This window comes from Helcococcus bovis, from assembly GCF_046035835.1.
GTDB classification, from domain to species: Bacteria; Bacillota; Clostridia; order Tissierellales; family Peptoniphilaceae; genus Helcococcus; species Helcococcus bovis.
Genome location: NZ_JBFNGB010000004.1, coordinates 18560 through 42240 on the forward strand (window position 1 = coordinate 18560; position 23681 = coordinate 42240).

Sequence of the window (23681 nt, forward strand, 5' to 3'; positions counted from 1 at the left end):
AATAAAATATAAATAGTTTATTAAGATAATATTTCTTTTTTAGAATTTTCTACTATCTTTTTAGGAAAATTCATTATTTCTAATAATTTTATAGCATTTTTTGTTTTGGATGGACCCTCATGTACTTTATAATCGAAGATTAAATTATTATTATCTGTAAATGATTCTCTAAAATGTAAATTAACAAGTCTATTTTCAAATTTTTGAGTTAATTCAATATCATGTGTGGCTATAAATGAAAGAACTTTTTTCTCAATAAAATAGTCTATAATACTTGAAGATGCTGCAATTCTCTCTATTGTATTTGTACCTTTTAATATTTCGTCAATAAAGTAATATGAATTATTTGATTCTATATCATCAATAATTCTCTTTAGTGATTTAATTTCTGCAATGAAATAACTTTCTCCATTATCTATATCATCTTTTATCGCCATCGAAGTTAGTACATTTGCGGGTCTTAAAATAAATTCCGAAGCTAAAGCCATATAAATTGTTTGAGAAAATAATATATTAATTGCAACAGATTTTACATATGTAGATTTCCCAGAAGCATTTGATCCGGAAATTAAAATGTTTTCTTTCCAATCAATATTATTCTTTACCGGATTTTTAATAAGTGGATGATATATTTTTTTACCATATACACTATAATTTTCAGTAAAAGTAGGAATGCAATAATCTTTTACAATATTTTTGAAGTTTAATATAGCTATGCCGGATTCTACATCACCTAAATTTTTCCATAAATCAAAAATTTCAGTTTTATTTTCAGATATTTCTTTTAATGCAAGTTTATGAAAAATAAGTTGAGTCATAAATATTTTATTTAAGAAATATGCTAAAAAATCAACAGACGAAGAAGCATGTGATTCAGCTACTAAAATCATTTTTGTTAACTTATTTAAATTAAAAATATTATTTTTTATTCTATTTGAAATTTTTAAATTAAATTTAGAAATTTTTTTTGCGGTTTTAATTGTGCTTATTATGTAATTAATATTGTTAAAATCAGATTCAGTATTAAGTTTTTTATAGTATGAAAATCCAGCATTAATTGCTAAAGATGGTAATATAAATGCTATAAAAGTTTCAGATATAAAAAAATATCCTAATATTATAAAAATAGGAAGCAAACCTAAGATTATATATAAATAAGCTTCATAAAACTTTTTAGACTTAGCATTATCCACAAATTCCAATACTTTGTTATTTTCAAATTTTCCTAATTTGTAAAAATAATATTGGGTTTTAATCCTATCTTTATCATATTTAGAGTAATAGTTTTGAATGTTTTCAAAAAATTCTTTATCTTTTTCTGACGCATTCAAGTGTCTTAATCTATAATATAATATTTCAGATCCAATACTTGAATAAGTTGTATTTATTTTATTAAATATTTTAGTCATATCTAAATCATTCCAAGTTAAATCATCGATATAGGTATCTGAATTTGAGTGTTTTTTCAGTACTTTGTAAGAATTTCTTAAAAATTCTTCATTTTCAGGATTTAAAAATTCATAAGATTTATATTTTCCCCAAGTTGAAGAAATTTTATTAATTATGTATTTATAATTAGCTACAGTAGAAAATATGATAATGGCTGAAGAAATAGCCAAAAATATTATAAGTTCTGTTAAATTATCCATAATATTACCTTTCAAAAAAAGATGTAGCATATACCTCTATATGTATGTGTTACATCTTTTTTATATTTTTATTTATGTTCTTTTATTGAAGAACATTTAGATTTTAATTGTTGTTTTGATTGTTCTAATAATATATAATCTGCTTTACTATCAGTATTTAACAATTTTTTTCTGATAAAGCTTTAATATATTCTTTCTTTGAGAGATCAAATTCCATTAATAATGCTAAAGTATAAGTCATTAATTTTTTCGTTTTTACACCTCTATAATAAAATTATTTTTTTTCTATTTTCCAGCCGTTTTCTTTAAGTTTATTTAATATATTATCTAAATTAATATTTTTTTCTTCAGATGCTTCAGATGGTAACAATTGATTGTCTATTAAGCTTTTAATATTTTCTTTACTGCTTAAATCTAAATCTAATATCTCTTTTATTTCTTTATCATCTTTTGAAAATTTATATTTTAGTCCTTTTATATTTTTTTGATTTTCATCAATTTTTTTCGCTATTTTTTCTATGTTTTCCAAGTTTTTAGAATCTATTTTTTCTAATTTTAATGTATTAGTATGAATAATTCTGGAAACTTTATCTCCATTTTTAAAATATTCTATTTGGCTTTTACTTTCATTTTGTTCATAACTTGCAACTGCATCAGCATTATCATTTACATTTTTTATAGTTTTTTTTGAACAAGCAACAATAGTTAAAAACATTATCATTGATAATGAAATTACAAATAAGTTTTTTATTTTTATTTTCATATACATCTCCTAAAATTATCTTCTTTCAACGTTAAAACCAGCGCTTTCAAATTGATTTAGAATTTTATCTAATTTAATTTGAGTAGTTCCTTTTTCTATTGCTAGTAGTTTAGAGTCAATTAAATTTTTCAAAATTTCAGGATCATTTACATGCATTATTAAAACTTCATGTAATTTATCATTTTCTATATTTACTGAATATTCTATACCTTTAATTTTAGAATATTTTTGCTTTGTTGGTTCTATATTTGCTTTGAAAATTTCAACAGTATCAGAATCAAATTTTGATAAATCTGCATCAGTAATTTGTTCTATTTTAGTAACTATATTACCATTTGCATAGTAATTAGTTTTTGTTACTGAGGCATTTTGTTCAGATGTAACGATACCTTTTAACTCTTCTTTTCCTATAGTTTCATTTTTAGTTTCTTGCATTGTCTCTTTTTTAGTTTCTTGCATTGTCTCTTTTTTAGTTTCTTGCATTGTCTCTTTTTTAGTTTCTTGCATTGTCTCTTTTTTTGTTTCTTGTATTGTCTCTTTTTTAGTTTCAGTATTATTTTTGCTGCATCCTACAAATGAAATTAAAACAAATGCAAGTAAAATTAACTTAAATTTTAATTTCATTATTTTCCCTTTTTTTCTTCCCCATCTTTTTCTAAGTCTTCTTTTTCTATATTTCCTTCTTCTTTTTCTGTAATTTCTTGATCTAATTCAATTTCCTTTTCAATGATCAAATCATTTTCCATTTTTTGTCTATTTATATCCATAAAATACTCCTTTTTTTTATTTTATTATACCATATCAATTTTTTGATTTTATTAAAAATGTAAATTCAATAATACAATAATTCAATATTGCGTGCAACAAACCAAAAGGGATGTCCAAGAAAACGTGTTGTTTTACTAATACTGTAGTTGCACAAATTAAAAGCATATAAGAAATAAGCAAAGCTTTAGCAATATTGTTGAATTTTATTTTAAATAAATAAAAAATTCCTAAACTCATTACACATACATGCATTGATGGAGCACCAGAGTATGTCCCGTCAATTAAATAAGTATGTTTAATTATATTTGAGAAAATATCATTTCCTAAAAGATTTATATCATATCTTGGTACATATGTTTGAAATAGCATAAATACAATATATGCAGTTATTTGTGCTAAAAATAAAGCTAATATCATTTTTTTATATTCATTAAAATCAATTTTATAAATTATATAACCAACAACAATTAAAGTTGGTATATATGTATGATATGGAATTATTAATTCTTTTATAAGTGGAATCATATCATCAAATGGTATTTTTAGATTTCTTACCGTTCCAAATGGTCTATTAAATAATTCGTATGTTGCTGCACAAAATACGACATAAATAAATAGCCATGAGAAAGCATATTTTTTTTCTAACAATTTATTTTTTATATTTAAAATTGTAGATTTCTTTTGTTTCATATTCCTCCTAGATTAATTGTAATAATATTCACAGATATAATATCAATTTTAATAGTTAAAATTCAAGTAAATTTAAAAATTGTAATATTTTTATGTGTATTGAAAATTGAATAAACGTTATTATTGTGATATTATAGTGTAAAAATATAAAAAATTATTTGGAGGGAAAATGGAATTACCGCAGGCCGCTCAAGAAATTCATCTCTATAGCGGATCTTTAACAGGATATATTATATTATCCATAGTTTTAGTTATAATTAATGCGATTTTATCTGCAGCAGAATTAGCAATATCATCTGTAGATCAAAATTTATTGGAAGAACAGTCATCAGATGGGGATAATAGAGCAAAAAAAATATTATCAGTTTTAGAAAAACAGTCTAAGTTTTTATCTGTAATACATTTGGTTTCAACACTGGTTTCATTTTTAAATGTTACAATGACAGCAGTTTTAATTACACCTAGATTAGCTTTGTATTTTAATAAATTAAATATTTTTTATCCATTATTCATAGCACAAATATTAGTTACTTTAATTTTAACTTTAATAATTATAATATTTGGAGAGCTTATTCCTAGAAGAATTGCATTTGGTAATATTGAAAATGTTGCAAGATCAACTATAGGCTTTGTGTCATTACTTGTGTTTATATTCAAGCCAATAGTTTGGTTAATATCTGGAATTACAAAATTATTTATGAAAATATTAAGTATTGAAACAGATGAGCTTGATTCTAAAATTACAATTAACGATATAAAGTCTTTAGTTCAATTAGGACATTCTCAAGGAGTAATTGATAAAGTTGAAAGTGAAATGATAAACTCAGTTATAAGCTTTGATGAAACATACGCTGAAGAAATAATGACACCACGTACAGAAGTTTTTATGATAGATATTAATGATGAATTTGTTAATTATAAAAATGATATGATGTCATTGAAATATTCAAGAATACCTGTATATGATGATGATGTTGATAATATAAAAGGTATATTGTATCTTAAGGATTATCTTTTAGAAAGTTATAGTGTTGGTTTTGAAAATGTAGATATTAAGAAAATTTTAAAACCTGCATATTTTGTACCTGAAAGAAAAAATATTAATGAATTATTTTCTGAGCTACAAACCAATAATAAACATATGGCTTTACTTATTGATGAATATGGTGGATTTGCAGGGATTGTAACCATGGAGGATTTGATTGAAGAAATTGTGGGAAATATTGATGATGAATATGACTATGATGAACCTGAGATAGAAGAGGTTTCAGATGATGTTTATAAAGTTATAGCATCAATTTCGATAAAAGATTTTAACAGTCAAACAGGTAGCCAAATAAATGATGATTCTGAAGATTATGATACAATAGGTGGATTTATTATATATCACTTAGGATATATACCGGAAGATGGAGAAAAACCTTCATTTAATTTTGAAAACTTAAGAGTAGAAGTATTAGAAGTAAAAGATAAAAGAATAATGGAAGCTAAAATTACGGTATTTGATGAGTTTACTCATAAAAAAGAGGATGAAGAAAATGAAAACAAATAACTTAAATGTAAAAAAGGCGGTAGTACCAGTAGCAGGATTTGGAACAAGATTTTTACCATTTACAAAAGCTGTTCCAAAGGAAATGTTACCGATTGTTGATATACCTACTATTCAAATAATAGTTGAAGAATTAGTAGAGTCTGGTATAGAAGAAATTTTATTTATTACAAATAGAAATAAACATGAAATAGAAGATCATTTTGATTATACAATTGAATTAGAACATTCACTTCAAAAAAACGGAAAAATGAAGGAATATGAAGCAATTAGGAAAATTGCAGATCAAGCCAATTTTTATTATAAAAGACAGAAAGAAACAAAGGGATTAGGGCACGCAATTTTGCAGGCAAAAGAATTTGTTGGAAATGATGCTTTTGCAGTAGTTCTTGGAGATGATATTGTATATAATCCTGGGAATCCAGCGATTGGACAGTTAATTCATAAATTTGAAGAAACTGGAAAAGATGTTGTTGGTTGTAAAAAAGTTCCAATGGAAGAAATTAATAAATATGGTTCTATAGAAGCTAACCAACTAGATGATAGAACCTATGATATTAGATGGTGTGTAGAGAAGCCAAATCCGGAAGATGCTCCTTCTGATGTAGCTATATTAGGTAGATATGTATTTACTAAGGAAATATTTAAATACATAGAACAGACAAAACCAGGAGTTGGTGGGGAGATACAGATAACAGATGCTATTGATCTTTTAGCTAAAAATGAAGGTGTTTTAGGATATCTTTATGATGGTAAAAGATATGATATTGGAAGTAAGATAGGATTTCTAGAAGCGACAGTTGAATATGCTTTAAGAGATAAAGACTTAAAAGATGAATTTAGAGAATATTTAAAAGGTATTTGTAAAGAATTATAAAGTTAAATCGACAATGTATTTGCGTTTGGAATACATTGTCGATTTTTTATTTTTGATTATTTAGCATTTTTCTGCAATGTAAACTTATATGTTTTATTGGGTCGTTTTCGCAATCGGGATTTCTTGATTTGGAAATTCTTCTTCCATAAAAAATCAAAACATGATGAGCCTTAGACCAGTCTTTTTTAGGTATTAATTCCATAAGTTGCTTTTCAGTATCTTGTACATTATCTGAATTTACAAGTCCAATTCTATTTGCTGTTCTATGAACATGTGTATCAACAGCTATGGCAGGTATACCAAAAGCAACAGACAAAACAACATTTGCAGTTTTTCTTCCAACTCCAGGAAGAGACATTAATTCATCACGAGTTTGTGGAACTTTTCCTTTAAAATTGGATATAAGTAACTCGCACATTTTTTTTAGATTTTTTGCTTTACTTTTATATAATCCTATAGATTTTATTTGATTTTCTATCTCTCTTATATCAGCATTTATATAATCTTTAGGATTTTTATATTTATTAAACAAATCTTTTGTCACGATGTTTACACGTTTGTCTGTTGTTTGGGCTGATAACATTACGGCTATTAATAGTTCAAATTCATTTGTGAAATCTAATTCTGCTTTAGCTTCAGGAAAATAATCATATAAAATTTGTAGAGCTTCTAGCTTTTCTTTTTTTGATAATTTATTTTTCATTATTCCTCCTACAAAATTATACTTTTTTTTAATACTAATTTGTTCTATAATAAATTATATCACAAATATATTGCAATTAATTTGTAATATAAATTAAGGAGTCTCTTTAATGTTTAATTTTTCATGGAAAAACTTAAAAAAAATGGATTTTATACTACTTTTATCACTAATTGTTTTGGTAGTATTTGGATTAATAGTGTTAAATGCGGCTATAACACCAGTAGGAAGAACAATAAAATCTCAATTCATATCTACGATTTTTGGATTCATAGGAATTCTATTTATTTTTGTATTAAATTTAGATATATTTAAAAAAATAAAATGGTTAATATATATTGTATCCGTTGGATTAATTTTAATGACTATAGTTTTTGGTTATGGCGGAGATAGCTGGGGAGCGAATTTATGGTTGAAAATTGGACCAATTAACTTACAACCAAGTGAAATATCAAAAGTTTTACACATATTATTTTTATCAATTTTATTAGGAGAAAATAAAAGTAATATAAACAATTGGAAGTTTATATTTAAATATCTTATTTTATCACTATTTCCTGTGGGATTAATAATTGTACAAAGAGATTTAGGAACAGCTATGGTTGTTTTGTTTATAGTTGTATCAATGTTATTCGTATCAGGGTTAAAATGGAAAAAAATAGGAATTTTAGTTGGAGCTGCAGTATTGGCTTTGATAGTTAGTCTTCCATTTATATGGTCTAATCTTGAAGGGTATGCAAAGGACAGAATATTAGATTTTAATGATTCTTCAAGAAATTTATCAACTTCAACACATCAAACAGATAGGGGATTGATAGCTTTAGGATCAGGGCAATTATTTGGTAGAGGATATAAAACAGGTCCATTTTCACAAAATAGATATATCCCAGAACAACATACAGATTTTATATTTCCTGTTTTGGTAGAAGATTTTGGATTTTTAGGTGGATCATTTGCAATGTTCTTGTATTTTATAATTTTTACAAGGATGGTATCTATAGCATATAAATCTGAAGATTTATATCATACTACATTTGTGATAGGAGTTTTGGCACTGTTATTTGTGCACGTATTTGAAAATATGGGAATGACTATGAAAATTATGCCTGTAACAGGTATCCCACTTCCGTTTTTCTCTCACGGTGGTACATTCCAACTTATAAATTTACTTTTAATGGGATTTGTACTTTCTATAAGCATGAATAAAAAATCTCTAGAATTTTAATAAAAAGCATTATATTGGCTTAATTGCCAGTATAATGCTTTTTGCTTTCGGGTAATTCAAATTTTTTTAGATTCTTCCTTAAAATATAAGTAAAAATTTATACATGTAACAACCGCAGCAATAATATCAGCTATTGGCTCTGAAACATAAACTGCAAAAATTTTATCCCCTATAAATTGAGGTAAAATATATATTAATGGAATTAATAAAATTATTTTTCTTAGCAAGGCATTAAAAGTACTTCTTTTAGCTTGTCCAAATGCTACAAAAGCTTGTTGTAGAGCTGTCTGAACAGCCATTAAAAATGATCCTGCTATAAATACTTTCATCATAGGAATTGTAGCATCAATAAGTTTTTTATCATTTGTAAAAAGTTTTACAAATATTTCTGGAAAAATAAATATTAACGATGTAAGAATTGTTCCATAAATAAACGATGAACTAATTAAAACTTTTAGTGTTTCTTTTATTCTTTTTAAATTTCTAGCTCCATAGTTATAACTTAAAAGTGCAACTCCACCACTTGATAAACCACTTAAAGGTAAAAATATTATCTGCATTACCATAAAATTTATTGACATCGTTGATACATATAAATCTCCTCCATATTTGAATAGTGATCTATTAAAGGCAATTTGCAACAAACTTTCAGTGGATTGCATTACAAAAGGAGAAAATCCTAAAGCTAATATTGGGGTTAAAATTTTCCAATTTAAACTAAATTTCTTAAAATTAAGCTTAATAAAACTTTTATCGCTGCATAAAAATTTAATAACCCAGATTGCAGATACTATCTGAGCAATTATAGTAGCTATTGCTGCTCCTGCAACTTTTAAGTCAAACAAGAATATGAAAATAGGATCTAGAATAATATTTAATATTGCACCTAAAAGAGTTGTAAACATTGCCTCTTTAGCAAATCCTTGTACAGCCATAAAAAAATTCATTCCGAAAGAAAACATAACTGCAATACTACCAAGTATATAGATTCTACTATACACAAGGGCGTATTCAATATTATTTTCACTTGCACCAATTAAATTTAATAAAGGCTCAAGAAAAATAAAGATAAAAATACTTAGTGTAATTGCAATAATTATAGAAATAGAGGCTGAAACATTTAATATATTTGTTGCTTTTTCTTTATCATTAGCTCCTAATGCAATAGAAGCAAGTGGAGAGCCTCCTATACCTATTAATGCAGCAAATGATGAAATGAGCATTATTATTGGATTAGCAACACCGATACCACTCAATGCAATACTACCAATTTCTGGAAGTCTACCAATATATATTCTATCAACCATATTGTAGAGCATGTTTACTAATTGTGCTATAATTGCTGGAGTAGATAGCTTGAAAAATAAGTTTAATACATTTCCTTTACCTAAATCATTAGATATATTTTTCACATTTCCCCTCCTAAATTAAAAATATAATACTCATAATAGTATAAATCAAAATAATATAAAAACCAAATACAAAAATTGACAAAATTGATAAAAATATATATTATTAAAATGATATGAAAATCTAAGATTAAGACAGTAGTTATATGTAGATGATTAGAGAGATCTTGTTTGCTGAAAAAGATACTGAAACATTTAACGAAAATCACTTAAGAGATAATTTTCTGAAATTAGTAAGAAAATTCGCTAAGCAGCGTTATGCTATAGAGGCTATTTTTAATAGTGAACTTGGGTGGTACCACGGATTTTCGTCCCTGCATTTTGCAGGGCTTTTTTTATGACGTAACTTTGTCGCTCAGACGATGCGGAGCATCGACTGAAGACAAAAGTACGTCAAACGCAAAGCTACCCAATGAAAAGCGACCGAAAAGGGAGCATTGAATTGCAGGTAGCGGGCGGAAAATGACGAAGGAATCACTCGCAGAGTGCGAAGAAAGGACTGAAGACAAAAGTAAGTCAAACGCAAAGCTACCCAATGAAAAGCGACCGAAAAGGGAGCATTGAATTGCAGGTAGCGGGCGGGAAATGACGTAAGGAATCACTCGCAGAGTGCGGGGCATCGACTGAAGACAAAAGTACGTCCGTCGTAGTTTTCACCAAATCAAAGATTTTGGAAAAACTGGCATACCCATAGGGTACGAGTGAGATCTACAAAAGCTCACTGTGTTCGCTGATTTAGAGATAGAAATAAAAATGGAACAGAAATAAAAAAAACAAAAAACTGTTCCAAGGAAAAAGAAGAGATCGTGTTTAAAAATGGAACAGAAATGAAAAAAAATAAAAAAACTGTTCCAAATACAAGCGAAAAAAACAAAAAATAATGGAACATATAAAACAAAATTTAAATTCTGTTCCAATTAGTTAATTTAAGTTTAGATTGTTTATAATTTTAATTAAAACGGAATCGACAACATTCCTACTAAATTTGTGAAATAAAATTTGAAAATAAAAATTGGAGGTAGTTATGAAATTTGAAGCATTATCAGAAAATTCTGTCAAAGATAGAGAACAACAAATATCTGATTATTGGAAAGAAATTGATTTATTGAAACAATCAACTGAAACTAGAAAAGAAGGGCCTAGTTATGTATTTTTTGATGGACCACCAACAGCTAATGGTAAGCCTGGTATACACCATGTTATAGCTAGAACTTTGAAAGATATGACTTGTAGATATAAAACTATGAGGGGATATTATGTTGAAAGAAAAGCAGGATGGGATACTCATGGTTTGCCTGTAGAAATTGAAGCCGAAAAGAAATTGCACTTAAATTCAAAGAAAGAAATTGAAGAATATGGTGTAGAAAAGTTTAATAAAGTTTGTAGAGAATCAGTATTTATATATAGTGGAATGTGGAGAGATATGTCAGATAGAATGGCATTTTTGGCGGATATGGATAATCCATATATCACATTGGATAATGATTATATTGAAACTGCATGGCATTTATTAGATGATTTTAATAAAAAAGGATTGCTATATGAAGGAGCTAAGATTTTACCATATTGTCCAAGATGTGGTACAGGACTTGCTTCTCACGAGGTTGCACAAGGATATAAGATTATTAAATCTCAAACTGCAACAGTTAAATTTAAATTAAAAGATAAAGAAAATGAATATTTTTTAGCATGGACAACAACTCCATGGACATTGCCTTCAAACGTTGCATTAACAGTAGGTCCGGATATTGATTATGTAAAAGTAAAAAAAGATGATGAATATTACTATCTTGCTGAAAAATTGGCTACAAAAGTACTTGGTGAAGATTACGAAGTAGTTGAAAAATTAAAAGGTAAAGATATGGAATATATGGAATATGAACAACTTCTTCCATTTATCAAAGTTAATAAAAAAGCATTCTTCGTAACATTGGCTGATTATGTAAGTATTGAAGATGGTACAGGTATAGTTCACTCTGCACCTGCATTTGGTGAAGATGACTATCAAGTAGGTTTGAAATATAATTTACCATTAGTAAATCCAGTTGATGAAGAAGGTAAATTTAAGGAAACACCTTGGAAAGATAGATTTGTAATGGATTGCGACTTAGATATCGTAATTTATCTAGGGGAAAATAATAAATTATTCTCAAAACAAAAGATGGAACACAATTACCCTCACTGCTGGAGATGTGGCACACCATTGATTTATTATTCAAAACCATCATGGTACTTGAGAGTGACAGATGTTAAAGACAAAATGGTTGAAAACAATAAAGGAGTAAACTGGTTCCCTGCATTTACAGGTGAAAAAAGATTTGGAAATTGGTTAGAAAATTTGAAGGATTGGGCAATTTCAAGATCTAGATATTGGGGAACTCCACTTCCAGTTTGGAAAAATGAAGCTGGGGATATTATGACGGTTGGGTCAAGAAAAGAATTAGCTGAAAAAGCTATTGAAGAAGTTGATATTGAAACTTTAGATATGCATAGACCATTTGTTGATAACATTCATTTAAGAGGTGAAGATGGATCAGTTTATACAAGAGTTCCAGATGTAATGGACGTATGGTTTGACTCGGGAGCGATGCCATTTGCACAAAATCACTATCCATTTGAAAATACAGAAAAATTTGAAAATCTATTCCCAGCTGACTTTATTTCAGAAGGAATTGACCAAACTAGAGGATGGTTCTACACATTGATGGCAATTTCAACAATGTACAAAGGGGTAGCGCCATATAAGAATGTTTTAGTGAATGACTTGGTTTTAGATAAAGAGGGCAAGAAAATGTCCAAATCAAGAGGAAACACACTCGATCCATTTGAAATGTTTGATAAACATGGTGCAGACGCAATTAGATTCTATTCGATTTATGTTTCACCGGCATGGGTACCAACTAAATTTGATGAAGATGGCGTTAGAGAAGTTGAAACAAAGTTGTTTAGGACATTGAGAAACACATATTCATTCTTCCAATTATATGCACAAACAGATAATGTTGATCCTACATCATTTTTTGTAAACTATAAGGATAGACCTGAAATTGACAGATGGCTAATTTCAAAATATCATTCATTAATTAAATATTATGACAGGGAAATGGATGTATTTGAATATACTAATGTTGCAAGAAAAGTTTTAGATTTCTTAGTTGAAGATTTGTCAAATTGGTACATTAGAAGAAATAGAAGAAGATTCTGGAAGTCAGAAATAAATGATGATAAGAAATCAGTATACAATACAACTTATGAAGTATTAGTTGGGCTAACAAAATTACTTGCTCCTATGATACCATTCACTTCTGAAGAATTATATAGAAAACTTGTTGGAGGAAAATCAGTTCATTTGGAAAAATTACCACAGTTAGATGAAAGTTTAATTGATGAAAAATTGGAAGAAAAGATGGATATAGCAAGAAGAATTGTTACACTTGGTAGATCATCAAGAGAAGATGCAGCTATTAAAGTAAGACAACCTCTTAGAGAAATTCTATTAGATATAAAGTATAAAAATGATTTAGAAACTCTAGTTTCATTGATTAAAGAAGAGTTGAATGTTAAAGAAGTTGTTTTCAGTGATCACATACAAGAATTTATGAATTTTGAATTAAAGCCAAACTTTAAGATTGCAGGAGCTATACTGGGCAAATATGTAGGTCAATTTGGTCAAGTATTAAAAAATATCGATGCTAGAGAGTTAGTTGAAAAACTTGAAGAAGCTTCTTTAATGATGGATATTAACGGTGAAGAATTTGAAATTAAGAAAGAATATGTTGATATTAGAATCTCAAGTAAAGAAGGCTTTGATATTAAGATGGATAAAAATCTATTTGTAATTTTAGATACAGAATTAACACCTGAGTTATTAAAAGAAGGTTACATGAGAGAATTCATCTCAAAAGTTCAACAAATGAGAAAATCTAACGGGTATGAAGTAATGGATTCAATTGAAATTTTTTATGAAGCAGACGATGAATTAAGTTCTGTATTAGAATCATTTGCTTCAGAAATAATGAAGGAAACTTTGGCTGTTAAATTAGAAAGAACAGAATTATCAGAAGATAAAATGCCGTTAAATGATAAGGTTGTTAAGTTGAAATTAAGTAGAAAATAAAAATAAAAATCCCACAACGCCACAAGTCCTCGCTCTGAAAGTATCTGTGGAGGTGGAAAGTGGGATTTTTTTCATACAAGATTAAATATATTTTAATTTATGTATGATAGCTTTTGTATGATTTTTGAACTTTATTCATACTCTATTGTGATTTTTTATTATTTAGTATGAATGTTTTTTATGATTTGATAAATTTTATAATACATAATTTTAGATGTAATTATCTAAGTATGAAGAAATATTTCATGCTATATTATTTTTATTGATATTTGCTTCATTATTAGATAAAATGAAATAGACAAGAGGTGAAAAATGAAAAATTTAGTTTTGATTACACAATTAGCGATTACAATGTCTGTTCCGATTATTTTGGGACTTTTGATTGGTAATTATATTGATAAGTGGGTTGGGACTAAATGGATATTTTTAATAATATTGTTGATAATGGGAGTTGCATCAGGATTTATTAATTCTTATAAATTAATTATGTCTCTGAACTCTACTGAGAAAGGTGAAAAAGAACGTGATAGAAAATGAAAAATATGTAAATAATATCATAATAAAAGTTCTTATACTTTTGATTATTGAAAGTATTATTTTATTGATATTTTTTGATAATGTTCTACCTAAAATTTTAGGTCTATTACTTGGTGGTTTAGTTAGTATAGCATTTTTTAGAATACTTTATCTTAACATTGTTTCAGCAATTGAAAAAACGGAAGTGCAAGCAAAAAGGTACATGGCTATAAACTATTCAGTAAGATATTTGATTTCAGGGATAATATTTTTTATTGCAGCTAAGTCAAGTTATTTAAATATATTTACATATTTAATTGGTATGTTGTCAATTAAATTTGTTTTTTATATAAATAATTTGTTTTATCTAATCGTAGAAAAAAGAAGTAATTCTCTCAGAAAGGATGGTAAAGATGGACATTAGTATAGATATTGTACTAAATGGAAAAACTTATACTATTGCTTCAGAATTAGTTAATTCAATGATTGTAGTTTTTGTTTTGAGTATAATTTCTATAATTATAGGAATGAAGGCAAAACGTGCTAATTTTAAGGAAAAACCCAAAGGTATTTTATTATTAGCGGAAATGTTTGTTGAAGGAATGGATAAATTGGTGAAGACAACTATGGGTAAAGCCAATGTTGGGTTTACACCATATATTACAAGTTTGGCTATGTTTTTAGCTACATCGAATTTATTGGGATTGTTGGGACTTAAGCCGCCAACATCAAATTATACGGTGCCATTTACTTTAGCTATAATTACAACACTGATGATACATATTAATAATATAAGATTTAATGGTATAGGCTCATATCTTAAAGGATATATCGAACCCATACCAGTTTTATTACCTATTAATTTGTTAGGAGAATTATCTAATCCAATATCATTATCATTCCGTTTGTTTGGTAATATATTGAGTGGGGTTATAGTAACAACATTACTTTATGCGGCATTAAATAGTATTTCGGTGTTTTTAACACCGTTTATTACACCGATGTTCCACGCATACTTTGATGTGTTTGCAGGCTTGATTCAAACATTTGTATTTATAATGTTGACAATGGTAAATGTATCATTGGCAATAGGAGATAGAGAAACTATTTAATAATTTAGGAGGAAAATATGGGAAACATTAGTAGTGAAGCATTTATTTTAGGGATGTCAGCTTTAGGAGCTGGTATAGCAATGATCGCAGGGTTAGGACCTGGTATTGGACAAGGATTTGCAGCCGGTAAAGCTGTAGAAGCAGTAGGTAGACAACCAGAAGCTAAAGGGGATATCATTCAAGTATTGCTAATAGGTTGTGCTGTTGCTGAATCAACAGGTATCTATTCATTAATTATCGCATCAATATTATTATTCTTAAAACCATTATTAGGATAATATAAGTATTTAGAAAGGAATATAAATGGGAATTGAAGTAAAGATTATTCCTGAGTTTCCCGGAGTATTAATACAATTAGCAGCGACATTGATTTTATTCTTAGTTGTTAGACATTTCTTATATAAACCTGTAAAGGACTTACTAGAAAAAAGACAGGCTTTTATTGAAAAAAGTATAAGAGATAGTGAATTTGCAAATGCAGAAGCACAAAGAATTAAAGCGGAATATGATACAAAAATTTTAGAAGCTAAACAAGAATCATCAGAAATCATTTCAAAGGCAAGATCTTATGGAGAAGATATTAAAAATAAAGCAATACAAGAATCCAAAGAATTGGCTAAAGTTGAATATGAAAAAGGTGTATTAGCTTTAGAAACTGAAAAAATCAAAGTAATGAAATCAATGAATGATGAAATTGCTGATATGGCTATTAGTGCTGCGGAAAAAGTATTAAGAGAAAAGGTAAATACTGATACTGACAAAAACTTGGTAAAATCATTTATTAAGGATTTGGAGGAGTCTTATGAATAATCGTGTAAGTAAAGTTTATTCAGAAGCATTTTTCACATTATCCTTAGAAAAGGACAAACTTGATATTCATAAAAAAGATTTGTTAGAAATTGACAAAATATTAAATGAATATGAAGAAATTAACCAATTATTGTTAAATCCTAATGTTACAAAGGATGATAAGAAACAATTAATATCAAAAGTATTTTCAGATATAGACGTAGATACATTAAATTTATTGAAAGTATTAATTGATAAATCAAGATTTTTAGTATTTAAGGAATTAGTAAAAGAATATAGAAAAAATTATAATATCAATAAAAATATTGCTGAAGGAATAGTTTATTCAGCTAATAAATTAGAACAATCAGACATTGATGATTTGATTGCAGTATTAGAAAAAAATTTCGGAAAAAAAGTTGAGCTCGAAAATAAGATTGATGAAACTCTAATTGGTGGGATTTCTATCTTTATTGATGGGAAAAGAATCGATAATAGTATTAAATCAAGACTTGAAGCATTAAAAAGCTCACTTAAAGAAAGAGGGTGAATAGATGAAACTAAAACCAGAAGAGATCAGTTCAATCATTAAAACTATGATTGATAAATATGATCAAAAAACTGAAATAGTTGACGAAGGTACAATTATTGAAGTAGGTGATGGTATTTCACGTGTTCATGGACTAGAAAATTGTATGGCTGGTGAGTTGTTAGAATTTGAAGGTGGAGTATATGGAATGGCACTTAACCTTGAAGAAAACAATATCGGGGCTGTACTTTTAGGTGATGATGATAACTTAAAAGAAGGTAGTAAAGTAAAGAGAACTGGGCGTATTGCTGAAGTTCCTGTTGGAGAAAAATTAATAGGTAGAGTTGTAAATGCTTTAGGACAACCTATTGATGGTAAAGGTAAAATCGAAACTACAGAATTTAGACCTGTAGAATCTCCAGCACCTCAAGTTATTGATAGAAAATCAGTTAATGAACCACTTCAAACTGGTATAAAGGCAATAGATGCATTGATACCAATTGGAAAAGGACAAAGAGAATTAATTATCGGTGATAGACAAACAGGTAAGACAACAATCGCAACAGATACAATTATTAACCAAAAAGGTAAAGATGTTATTTGTATTTATGTTGCTATTGGACAAAAAGAATCTACAGTAGCAGGTATTGTAAATCTTTTTGAAAAGAAAGGTGCAATGGAATATACAATTGTTGTTTCTGAATCTGCATCAAGACTAGCGCCATTACAATATTTAGCACCATATTCAGGTGTTGCAATGGGTGAATATTTCATGCATCAAGGGAAAGATGTTTTAATCGTTTATGATGATTTAAGTAAACATGCCGTTGCTTATAGAGCGATGTCACTATTACTTAAGAGACCACCAGGACGTGAAGCTTATCCCGGAGATGTATTTTACTTACATTCAAGATTATTAGAAAGAGCTGCAAAATTAAGTGATAAATTGGGAGGCGGTTCAATCACAGCACTTCCAATTATTGAAACACAAGCTGGAGATATTTCAGCATACATTCCTACAAATGTAATTTCAATTACAGATGGACAAATATTCTTAGAATCAGAATTATTCTTCTCAGGACAAAGGCCTGCTGTAAACTCAGGGCTATCTGTTTCTAGAGTAGGGGGATCAGCTCAATTAAAACCAATGAAGAAAGTTTCAGGTGGTATTAAACTTGAACTTGCTCAATTTAGAGAGTTAGAATCATTTTCACAATTTGGTTCAGAATTAGATAAATCAACAAAATCTAAGTTGGATCATGGTAAGAGAGTAATGGAAATAATGAAACAACCTCAAAACTCACCGGTTGACGTTAGAGACCAAGTAATTATTTTATATGCTACAACAAACAGGTTATTAGATGATATTGAAGTTGAAAGAATTAAAGATTTTGAAGCTAATTTAATAGAATATGCTCAAAATAATTATTCTGAATTAAGAGAAAAGATTTTAACAGAAGATTTTTCAAAAGAATTACAACAAGAAATACATGACATGATTGTAGAATTTAAGAAATCTTACGCTTAGAAAGAGGGTAAAATGGCACAAAGCACAAAAGATATTAAGAGAAGAATTCAAGGTATCGGAAGTATAATGCAAATTACAAATGCCATGGAACTAGTTGCGTCTGCTAAGTTAAGAAAATCAAGAGAAAGACTAGAAATTACAAAGCCATATTTTGAAACAGTGTTTGAAAATATAAATGATATTTTAGCTATGACTTCAGCAAATTCTTCCTTAATGGAAAAAAGAGAAGTTAAAAATAGAGCTGTTATCTTGGTTGCGAGTGATAAAGGACTTGCAGGTGGATATAATATAAATGCAGTAAATAAGGCTATAGAATATGTTAAGAATAGTGATGCTGAAAATACTGTAATTTACACTACAGGTATAAGATCTATAGAGTTGTTGAAAAGAAAAGGATTTGATGTAAATAAGGATTTTACTCATATTGATAATGATCCAGTTATAGAAGATGCATCAGCTATGGGTTCATTTTTTGCTAATAAATATATAGAAAAAGTTTATGATGAAGTAGTTATTGTTTATACAAAATTTGATTCAATGGTTTCATTTGTTCCTAAGGTAATTAAGTTATTGCCTGCAACAGGATTTGAATCTGAAGGTAAAGAAAAAGCTAAAAAGTTTGATTTTGATTTTGAACCATCAGTTTCTACAGTTTTAACTCAAATGATTAAACAATATATAAATGTAACAATTTATGGTTGTCTATTGGAATCATCTGCTTCAGAGCAAGCATCAAGACGTACAGCTATGGAAAACGCAACTTCCAATGGTGAAGATTTACTTGAAAATTTACAATTAGAATTTAATAGAGCAAGACAAGCATCAATTACTCAGGAAATATCTGAGATTGTTGGTGGAGCAAATGCTCTTAACTAGAAGAAAGGAATAAATATGGCGAATGAAAATATTGGTAAAGTAGTCCAAGTTATAGGACCTGTACTAGATATTAAGTTTTCTTTAGGTAACTTGCCTAATTTATTAAATGCCATTGAAATTGAAAATAAAGATAAAAAAATTATTGCTGAAGTTTCACAACATATCGGTGATGATGTAGTTAGATGTATAGCTATGACATCTACTGATGGATTGGTAAGAGGGGATAGAGCTGTTGATACAGGTGCTCCAATATCAGTTCCAGTTGGTAATGCAACTTTAGGAAGACTTTTCAATGTGCTAGGTGAAACTATCGATAATGAAGCTGGATTGGAAAAAGTTGAAAAAGCTCCAATACATAGAAAAGCTCCAGTTTTTGAAGATTTATCACCTTCAACAGAAATTTTTGAAACAGGAATCAAGGTTATTGACCTTATGGCACCTTATGCAAAAGGTGGTAAGGTTGGATTATTTGGTGGTGCCGGAGTAGGTAAGACTGTTTTGATTCAAGAATTAATTAATAATATTGCAAAAGAACACGGCGGATTATCAGTATTTGCCGGAGTTGGAGAAAGAACAAGAGAGGGTAACGACCTTTACTATGAAATGAAGGAATCAGGAGTTATTGATAAGACATCTCTAGTATTTGGACAAATGAATGAACCACCAGGAGCTAGAATGAGAGTAGCTTTAACAGGTTTAACAATGGCTGAATATTTCAGAGATAAGCAAAATCAAGACGTGCTATTATTTATTGATAATATCTTCAGATTTACACAAGCTGGTTCAGAAGTTTCAGCTTTATTAGGACGTATGCCATCAGCTGTAGGTTACCAACCTACATTAGCTTCAGAAATGGGTGCTTTACAAGAAAGAATTACATCAACAAAGACAGGATCTATTACATCAGTTCAAGCTGTTTACGTTCCTGCTGATGACTTAACAGACCCTGCTCCAGCAACAACATTCTCACATTTGGATGCTACAACGGTATTATCTAGATCTATTTCAGAATTAGGTATTTACCCAGCTGTAGACCCTTTAGATTCAACATCTAGAATTTTATCAGAGGATATTGTTGGAAAAAGACACTATGAATGTGCTAGAAAAGTTCAAGAAACACTACAAAGATATAAAGATTTACAAGATATCATCTCAATTTTAGGTATGGATGAATTATCTGAAGATGATAAGATTACAGTTGCTAGGGCGAGAAGAGTTCAAAGATTCTTATCACAACCATTCTTCGTAGCTGAACAATTTACAGGCTTAAATGGTAAATATGTACCAATTGAAGAAACAATAAGAGGATTTGAAGAAATTCTAGAAGGTAAGCATGATGATTTGCCGGAAGGAGCATTCCTATTTGTTGGTACGATTGATGAAGCGGTGGAAAAAGCTAAGACTATGGAATAGGAGGAACTATGGAAAATTTACATTTAAAAATAGTTACTCCAGATAGATTATTTTATGATGATGACATTGATATGTTAATAGCTAGAGGCTTAAACGGCGATTTTGCGATTTTGAAAAATCACGTTCCATTAATTGCATCATTGGATATTAGAGCATTGAAAATTAAAATTAATGGTGAGTTTAAATATGCTGCTATTGCAGGTGGATATTTGACTTATAAAAATAATGAAATTACAATAATGTCTGATGCCTGCGAATGGACTGAAGAAATTGATAAAAATAGAGCGTTAGAAGCTAAGGAAAGGGCTGAGAGACGTATTAAAGATGCAAAAGAATCTTCTGATATGGACAAAGCGGAACTTTCTTTGAAAAAGGCTTTAAATAGATTAAATGTTAAAGATAATTATTAAAATGAAATGTTGAAGTTTTATGGCTTCAACATTTTTTTTATGTTAAAATACTTTTGAGGTAGTCATGAATTATATAGATTTGTTAAATAACATAGATAAAAACAATTTAAGAAATATAAATCTATTACAAGTGGAAGATAAATATTTTCTCGATTTGAGTTTAAAAACATTGAAAAATGATTTTATTGGAAATGATTTTTTAGATTTTAATTATGAAAAGGTTGATTTTCAAACATTGGAAAAAGAAAAATTTCAAACGATGGTCGAAACTCTTCCTTTAATGTCTGATAGAAGATTGGTTGTTATAGATAATTGTGATTTCAACAAAGATTCATTAAAAAAATATGAAGAATTACTAAATTCCATTTCTGAATCTTTTGAAAATTTTAATGATATGACATACTTGTTTTTTATTTACAACTCAGATAAGTTGTTTAAGGGGAAATTTGTAAAGCAAATTGAAAAGTTTGGACAAATTTATACATTTTCTAGATTGAATCAAAAAGATTTTTATAGTTTTGTAAGAAAATTTTTCGTAAATAATGGAATTAATATCGAAATGAATTCTGTTAGATTGATTGTGGATAGATTGAGATATTTGGATAAAGATTCAAATAAAACATTATTCGAGGTGGAGAATGAAATTTCTAAATTGCTTAATAATATTAAAAGTAAATCACCAACATATGATGAAATAGAAGAGAGTATAATAGATACATTTGAAGAAAAAATATTTGGTCTATTAGATTATATGAGTACTAAAGACTTGAAAAAATCTTTAACTTCTTATAAAACAATGAAAAATGAAGATCAGATGATGATATACTATATGATTATACGTCAAGTTAGAAATATGATTTGTGTAAAAGATTGTCATAATAAAAAAATTAATATTCAGACAGGACAATCCTACTGTGCATTATCTCCTTTTGAATATAAAAAACTTGATAAATTAGTTAAAAATTATAGTATGAATGATTTATTGAAATTACATGAATTGTGTTATAAGAGTGAAGTGAATTTTAAGACTTCAAAGAGGAAAATAGAAGATATTATAGAGAGAATGATATTAGAATTTTGTATTGGAAGTAGTGAGCTTATTTAAGCTTGCTATTTTTATTTTAAAATTAAAAAAGATGCAATTTTGCATCTTTTATAAATTCAATATTAATTTATTAACTAAGCTTGAGCTTTACCTAATTTTGAGCTTAATTTACTTAATCTTCTTGAAGCAGCATTTTTATGTAAAACACTTTTTGATACAGCTTTTTTTAATTTTTTATCTAAAACTTTTAATAAGTTTGTTGCATCTTCTAATCTGCTTTCTTCAACAGCTAAATCAAATTTTTTAGTTAAAGTTTTTAATTCGCTTTTTTTAGCTCTATTTTTTAATGTTTGTCTTTTAGTAACATCAATTCTTTTTATTGCTGATTTAATATTTGCCATATAGTCACCTCCCGTAAATAATCTATTTCGATAACATCAATAAGTATATCAAAATGTTGGATTAAAATCAAGAAAAATATTATTTCTACTTTAGAAAATTTTATTAAAATGTTATAATATATTATATTGTATAAATTGAAAAGAGGTTATTTATGTCAGAAGATAGACGTCTAGAGTTAGAAGATTTAGAAAATTCAGAAGAAAATAAAAAAATTAATGATGAAGAAAAATGTGAAAAAAAAGAGAAAAAGACAAATATAATCATGGAATGGGCTAGATCTATTTTAATTGCAATAGTTTTAGCATTTTTAATTAAAACTTTTATATTTGAACCGACAAGAATATCTGGAAGTTCAATGTTAAATACACTTCATGATAATGATAGAGTTTTAGTAAATAAAATTACTATGAAGTTAAGTCCTATAAAAAGAAAAGATATAATAGTAATGAAATTTGATGAAAATAAAGACTATATTAAGAGAATTATAGGTTTACCGGGTGAATATATTCAAATAATAGATGGCAAAGTCTATATAAATGGTAAAGTTTATGAAGAACCATATATAAATGAGCAATATACAGAAACTATAAATGGTTTTGAATGGAAATTAGGGCATAATCAATATTTTGTTATGGGAGATAATAGATTACCGAATGGTAGTACGGATTCAAGAGTATTTGGGCCAATTAATTTAGATAGAATAAAGGGGGTAGCAAACTTTAGATTTTATCCATTTAATAGTTTTGGTTTGCTAAAATAATGTGGAAGATATTTTATTATTAAAAGAAGTTAAAAGAAAAAAGAAAAATAGAAAAAAAATAATAAACATTTTAAAAATATTAGGTATAATTATCGCTATTTCTATATTTGTTGTTTTTTTAGTTGATAAATTTTTATTTTCGCTTGTATCAATAGAAGGTGATTCTATGCAAAGAACATTATATCAAGGAGATAAGGTTTTAATCAAAAAAATAGGTATAGGGATTAATGATTTAAATCATGATGATATTATTTCTTTTAAAGGGAATGATGATAAATTTTATATAAAAAGAATTATAGGAATACCTGGAGATGTTATAGAGGTTGTAAATGGTAAAGTGTTTATAAATGGTGTTCAAAAAATAGAAGGATATATTAAAGGTGTTGAAACTTTAGTATATAATCAAAATAAATGGTTTGTTACTGATAATGAAGTGTTTGTTTTGGGTGATAATAGATTAAAAGATATGTCAAAAGATTCTAGAATTATGGGAAATATAAATGTTAAACATATTAATGGTAAAGTTATTTATAATTTTAGTTCAGAAAGGTAAA

At 27.7% G+C, this 23681-nt stretch carries 25 protein-coding genes and 1 other annotated feature; of the genes, 17 read left to right on the top strand and 8 right to left on the bottom strand.

Going from position 1 to position 23681, the window contains the following annotated elements:
• Positions 1 to 20 precede the first annotated feature (20 nt).
• The 5 genes from ABGF48_RS02005 to ABGF48_RS02025 form a co-directional block, all read right to left on the bottom strand.
• On the bottom strand, positions 21 to 1649 hold the full coding sequence (locus tag ABGF48_RS02005; protein ID WP_408104687.1) for a MutS-related protein: 1629 nt from the start codon (positions 1647 to 1649) through the stop codon (positions 21 to 23).
• Positions 1650 to 1923: 274 nt separating this feature from the next.
• Positions 1924 to 2412, bottom strand: a complete 489-nt coding sequence (locus tag ABGF48_RS02010; protein WP_408104688.1) for a DUF1307 domain-containing protein — start codon at positions 2410 to 2412, stop codon at positions 1924 to 1926.
• 15 nt (positions 2413 to 2427) lie between these two features.
• Positions 2428 to 3036, bottom strand: coding sequence for a DUF1307 domain-containing protein (locus ABGF48_RS02015; RefSeq protein WP_408104689.1), 609 nt, complete (start codon positions 3034 to 3036; stop codon positions 2428 to 2430).
• On the bottom strand, positions 3036 to 3179 hold the full coding sequence (locus ABGF48_RS02020) for a hypothetical protein (protein WP_408104690.1): 144 nt from the start codon (positions 3177 to 3179) through the stop codon (positions 3036 to 3038). The genes ABGF48_RS02015 and ABGF48_RS02020 overlap by 1 nt, the downstream gene beginning before the upstream one ends.
• A gap of 34 nt (positions 3180 to 3213) precedes the next feature.
• Positions 3214 to 3870 carry a phosphatase PAP2 family protein gene (locus ABGF48_RS02025; RefSeq protein ID WP_408104691.1) on the bottom strand — a complete coding sequence of 219 codons (657 nt, stop codon included), beginning with the start codon at positions 3868 to 3870 and terminating at the stop codon, positions 3214 to 3216.
• 169 nt (positions 3871 to 4039) lie between these two features.
• On the opposite strand from ABGF48_RS02025, the gene ABGF48_RS02030 reads away from it, so the two are divergent.
• Both ABGF48_RS02030 and galU read left to right on the top strand, forming a co-directional pair.
• Positions 4040 to 5422, top strand: coding sequence for a hemolysin family protein (locus tag ABGF48_RS02030; RefSeq protein WP_408104692.1), 1383 nt, complete (start codon positions 4040 to 4042; stop codon positions 5420 to 5422).
• Positions 5409 to 6296: a UTP--glucose-1-phosphate uridylyltransferase GalU gene (gene galU, locus ABGF48_RS02035; protein WP_408104693.1), complete on the top strand. Its 888-nt coding sequence runs from the start codon at positions 5409 to 5411 to the stop codon at positions 6294 to 6296. The genes ABGF48_RS02030 and galU overlap by 14 nt, the downstream gene beginning before the upstream one ends.
• 46 nt (positions 6297 to 6342) lie before the next feature.
• Here the strand turns inward: galU and nth are convergent, their stop codons facing one another.
• Entirely contained in the window at positions 6343 to 6999 is a 657-nt protein-coding gene (gene nth / locus ABGF48_RS02040; protein WP_408104694.1) for an endonuclease III, read from the bottom strand.
• A gap of 109 nt (positions 7000 to 7108) precedes the next feature.
• Between nth and ABGF48_RS02045 the strand changes: the two genes are divergently transcribed.
• On the top strand, positions 7109 to 8221 hold the full coding sequence (locus ABGF48_RS02045; RefSeq protein WP_408104695.1) for an FtsW/RodA/SpoVE family cell cycle protein: 1113 nt from the start codon (positions 7109 to 7111) through the stop codon (positions 8219 to 8221).
• A gap of 56 nt (positions 8222 to 8277) precedes the next feature.
• Here ABGF48_RS02045 and ABGF48_RS02050 read toward each other — a convergent pair whose 3' ends face one another.
• The gene (locus tag ABGF48_RS02050) at positions 8278 to 9633 is read right to left on the bottom strand and encodes an MATE family efflux transporter (protein WP_408104696.1); all 1356 of its coding nucleotides are present in this window, start codon (positions 9631 to 9633) and stop codon (positions 8278 to 8280) included.
• A gap of 114 nt (positions 9634 to 9747) precedes the next feature.
• Positions 9748 to 9949 (top strand) — a binding site (T-box leader).
• A gap of 705 nt (positions 9950 to 10654) precedes the next feature.
• Here ABGF48_RS02050 and ileS point away from each other — a divergent pair.
• From ileS to holA, 12 genes are all read left to right on the top strand, one after another.
• Positions 10655 to 13747, top strand: a complete 3093-nt coding sequence (gene ileS / locus ABGF48_RS02055) for an isoleucine--tRNA ligase (protein WP_408104697.1) — start codon at positions 10655 to 10657, stop codon at positions 13745 to 13747.
• A 312-nt stretch (positions 13748 to 14059) separates the two neighbouring features.
• The gene (locus ABGF48_RS02060) at positions 14060 to 14284 is read left to right on the top strand and encodes an AtpZ/AtpI family protein (protein ID WP_408104698.1); all 225 of its coding nucleotides are present in this window, start codon (positions 14060 to 14062) and stop codon (positions 14282 to 14284) included.
• A complete protein-coding gene (locus tag ABGF48_RS02065) occupies positions 14271 to 14687 on the top strand; it encodes an ATP synthase subunit I (RefSeq protein ID WP_408104699.1) in 417 nt (138 codons plus the stop codon). The genes ABGF48_RS02060 and ABGF48_RS02065 overlap by 14 nt, the downstream gene beginning before the upstream one ends.
• Positions 14677 to 15375 carry a F0F1 ATP synthase subunit A gene (gene atpB / locus ABGF48_RS02070; RefSeq protein WP_408104700.1) on the top strand — a complete coding sequence of 233 codons (699 nt, stop codon included), beginning with the start codon at positions 14677 to 14679 and terminating at the stop codon, positions 15373 to 15375. The genes ABGF48_RS02065 and atpB overlap by 11 nt, the downstream gene beginning before the upstream one ends.
• 17 nt (positions 15376 to 15392) lie before the next feature.
• Positions 15393 to 15653 (top strand): ATP synthase F0 subunit C, encoded by a 261-nt coding sequence (gene atpE, locus ABGF48_RS02075; protein ID WP_408104701.1) that lies wholly within the window; start codon positions 15393 to 15395, stop codon positions 15651 to 15653.
• Positions 15654 to 15678: 25 nt separating this feature from the next.
• Positions 15679 to 16185 carry a F0F1 ATP synthase subunit B gene (gene atpF, locus ABGF48_RS02080; protein WP_408104702.1) on the top strand — a complete coding sequence of 169 codons (507 nt, stop codon included), beginning with the start codon at positions 15679 to 15681 and terminating at the stop codon, positions 16183 to 16185.
• The gene (atpH, locus tag ABGF48_RS02085) at positions 16178 to 16714 is read left to right on the top strand and encodes an ATP synthase F1 subunit delta (protein WP_408104703.1); all 537 of its coding nucleotides are present in this window, start codon (positions 16178 to 16180) and stop codon (positions 16712 to 16714) included. Before atpF ends, atpH begins: the two co-directional genes overlap by 8 nt.
• A gap of 4 nt (positions 16715 to 16718) precedes the next feature.
• Positions 16719 to 18221 (top strand): F0F1 ATP synthase subunit alpha, encoded by a 1503-nt coding sequence (atpA, locus tag ABGF48_RS02090; RefSeq protein WP_408104704.1) that lies wholly within the window; start codon positions 16719 to 16721, stop codon positions 18219 to 18221.
• A 12-nt stretch (positions 18222 to 18233) separates the two neighbouring features.
• Complete coding sequence (gene atpG, locus ABGF48_RS02095; protein WP_408104705.1) at positions 18234 to 19097, top strand: ATP synthase F1 subunit gamma; 864 nt, start codon at positions 18234 to 18236, stop codon at positions 19095 to 19097.
• A gap of 15 nt (positions 19098 to 19112) precedes the next feature.
• The gene (gene atpD, locus ABGF48_RS02100) at positions 19113 to 20510 is read left to right on the top strand and encodes a F0F1 ATP synthase subunit beta (RefSeq protein WP_408104706.1); all 1398 of its coding nucleotides are present in this window, start codon (positions 19113 to 19115) and stop codon (positions 20508 to 20510) included.
• Between the two features lie 8 nt (positions 20511 to 20518).
• A complete protein-coding gene (locus tag ABGF48_RS02105) occupies positions 20519 to 20920 on the top strand; it encodes a F0F1 ATP synthase subunit epsilon (RefSeq protein WP_408104707.1) in 402 nt (133 codons plus the stop codon).
• Between the two features lie 64 nt (positions 20921 to 20984).
• Entirely contained in the window at positions 20985 to 22025 is a 1041-nt protein-coding gene (holA, locus tag ABGF48_RS02110) for a DNA polymerase III subunit delta (RefSeq protein WP_408104708.1), read from the top strand.
• 74 nt (positions 22026 to 22099) lie between these two features.
• Here holA and rpsT read toward each other — a convergent pair whose 3' ends face one another.
• Positions 22100 to 22366, bottom strand: coding sequence for a 30S ribosomal protein S20 (rpsT, locus tag ABGF48_RS02115; protein ID WP_408104709.1), 267 nt, complete (start codon positions 22364 to 22366; stop codon positions 22100 to 22102).
• 152 nt (positions 22367 to 22518) lie between these two features.
• Between rpsT and lepB (ABGF48_RS02120) the strand changes: the two genes are divergently transcribed.
• Positions 22519 to 23127 (top strand): signal peptidase I, encoded by a 609-nt coding sequence (gene lepB, locus ABGF48_RS02120; protein ID WP_408104710.1) that lies wholly within the window; start codon positions 22519 to 22521, stop codon positions 23125 to 23127.
• A gap of 1 nt (position 23128) precedes the next feature.
• Positions 23129 to 23680, top strand: coding sequence for a signal peptidase I (gene lepB, locus ABGF48_RS02125; protein ID WP_408104711.1), 552 nt, complete (start codon positions 23129 to 23131; stop codon positions 23678 to 23680).
• The last annotated feature ends 1 nt before the right edge of the window (position 23681 follow it).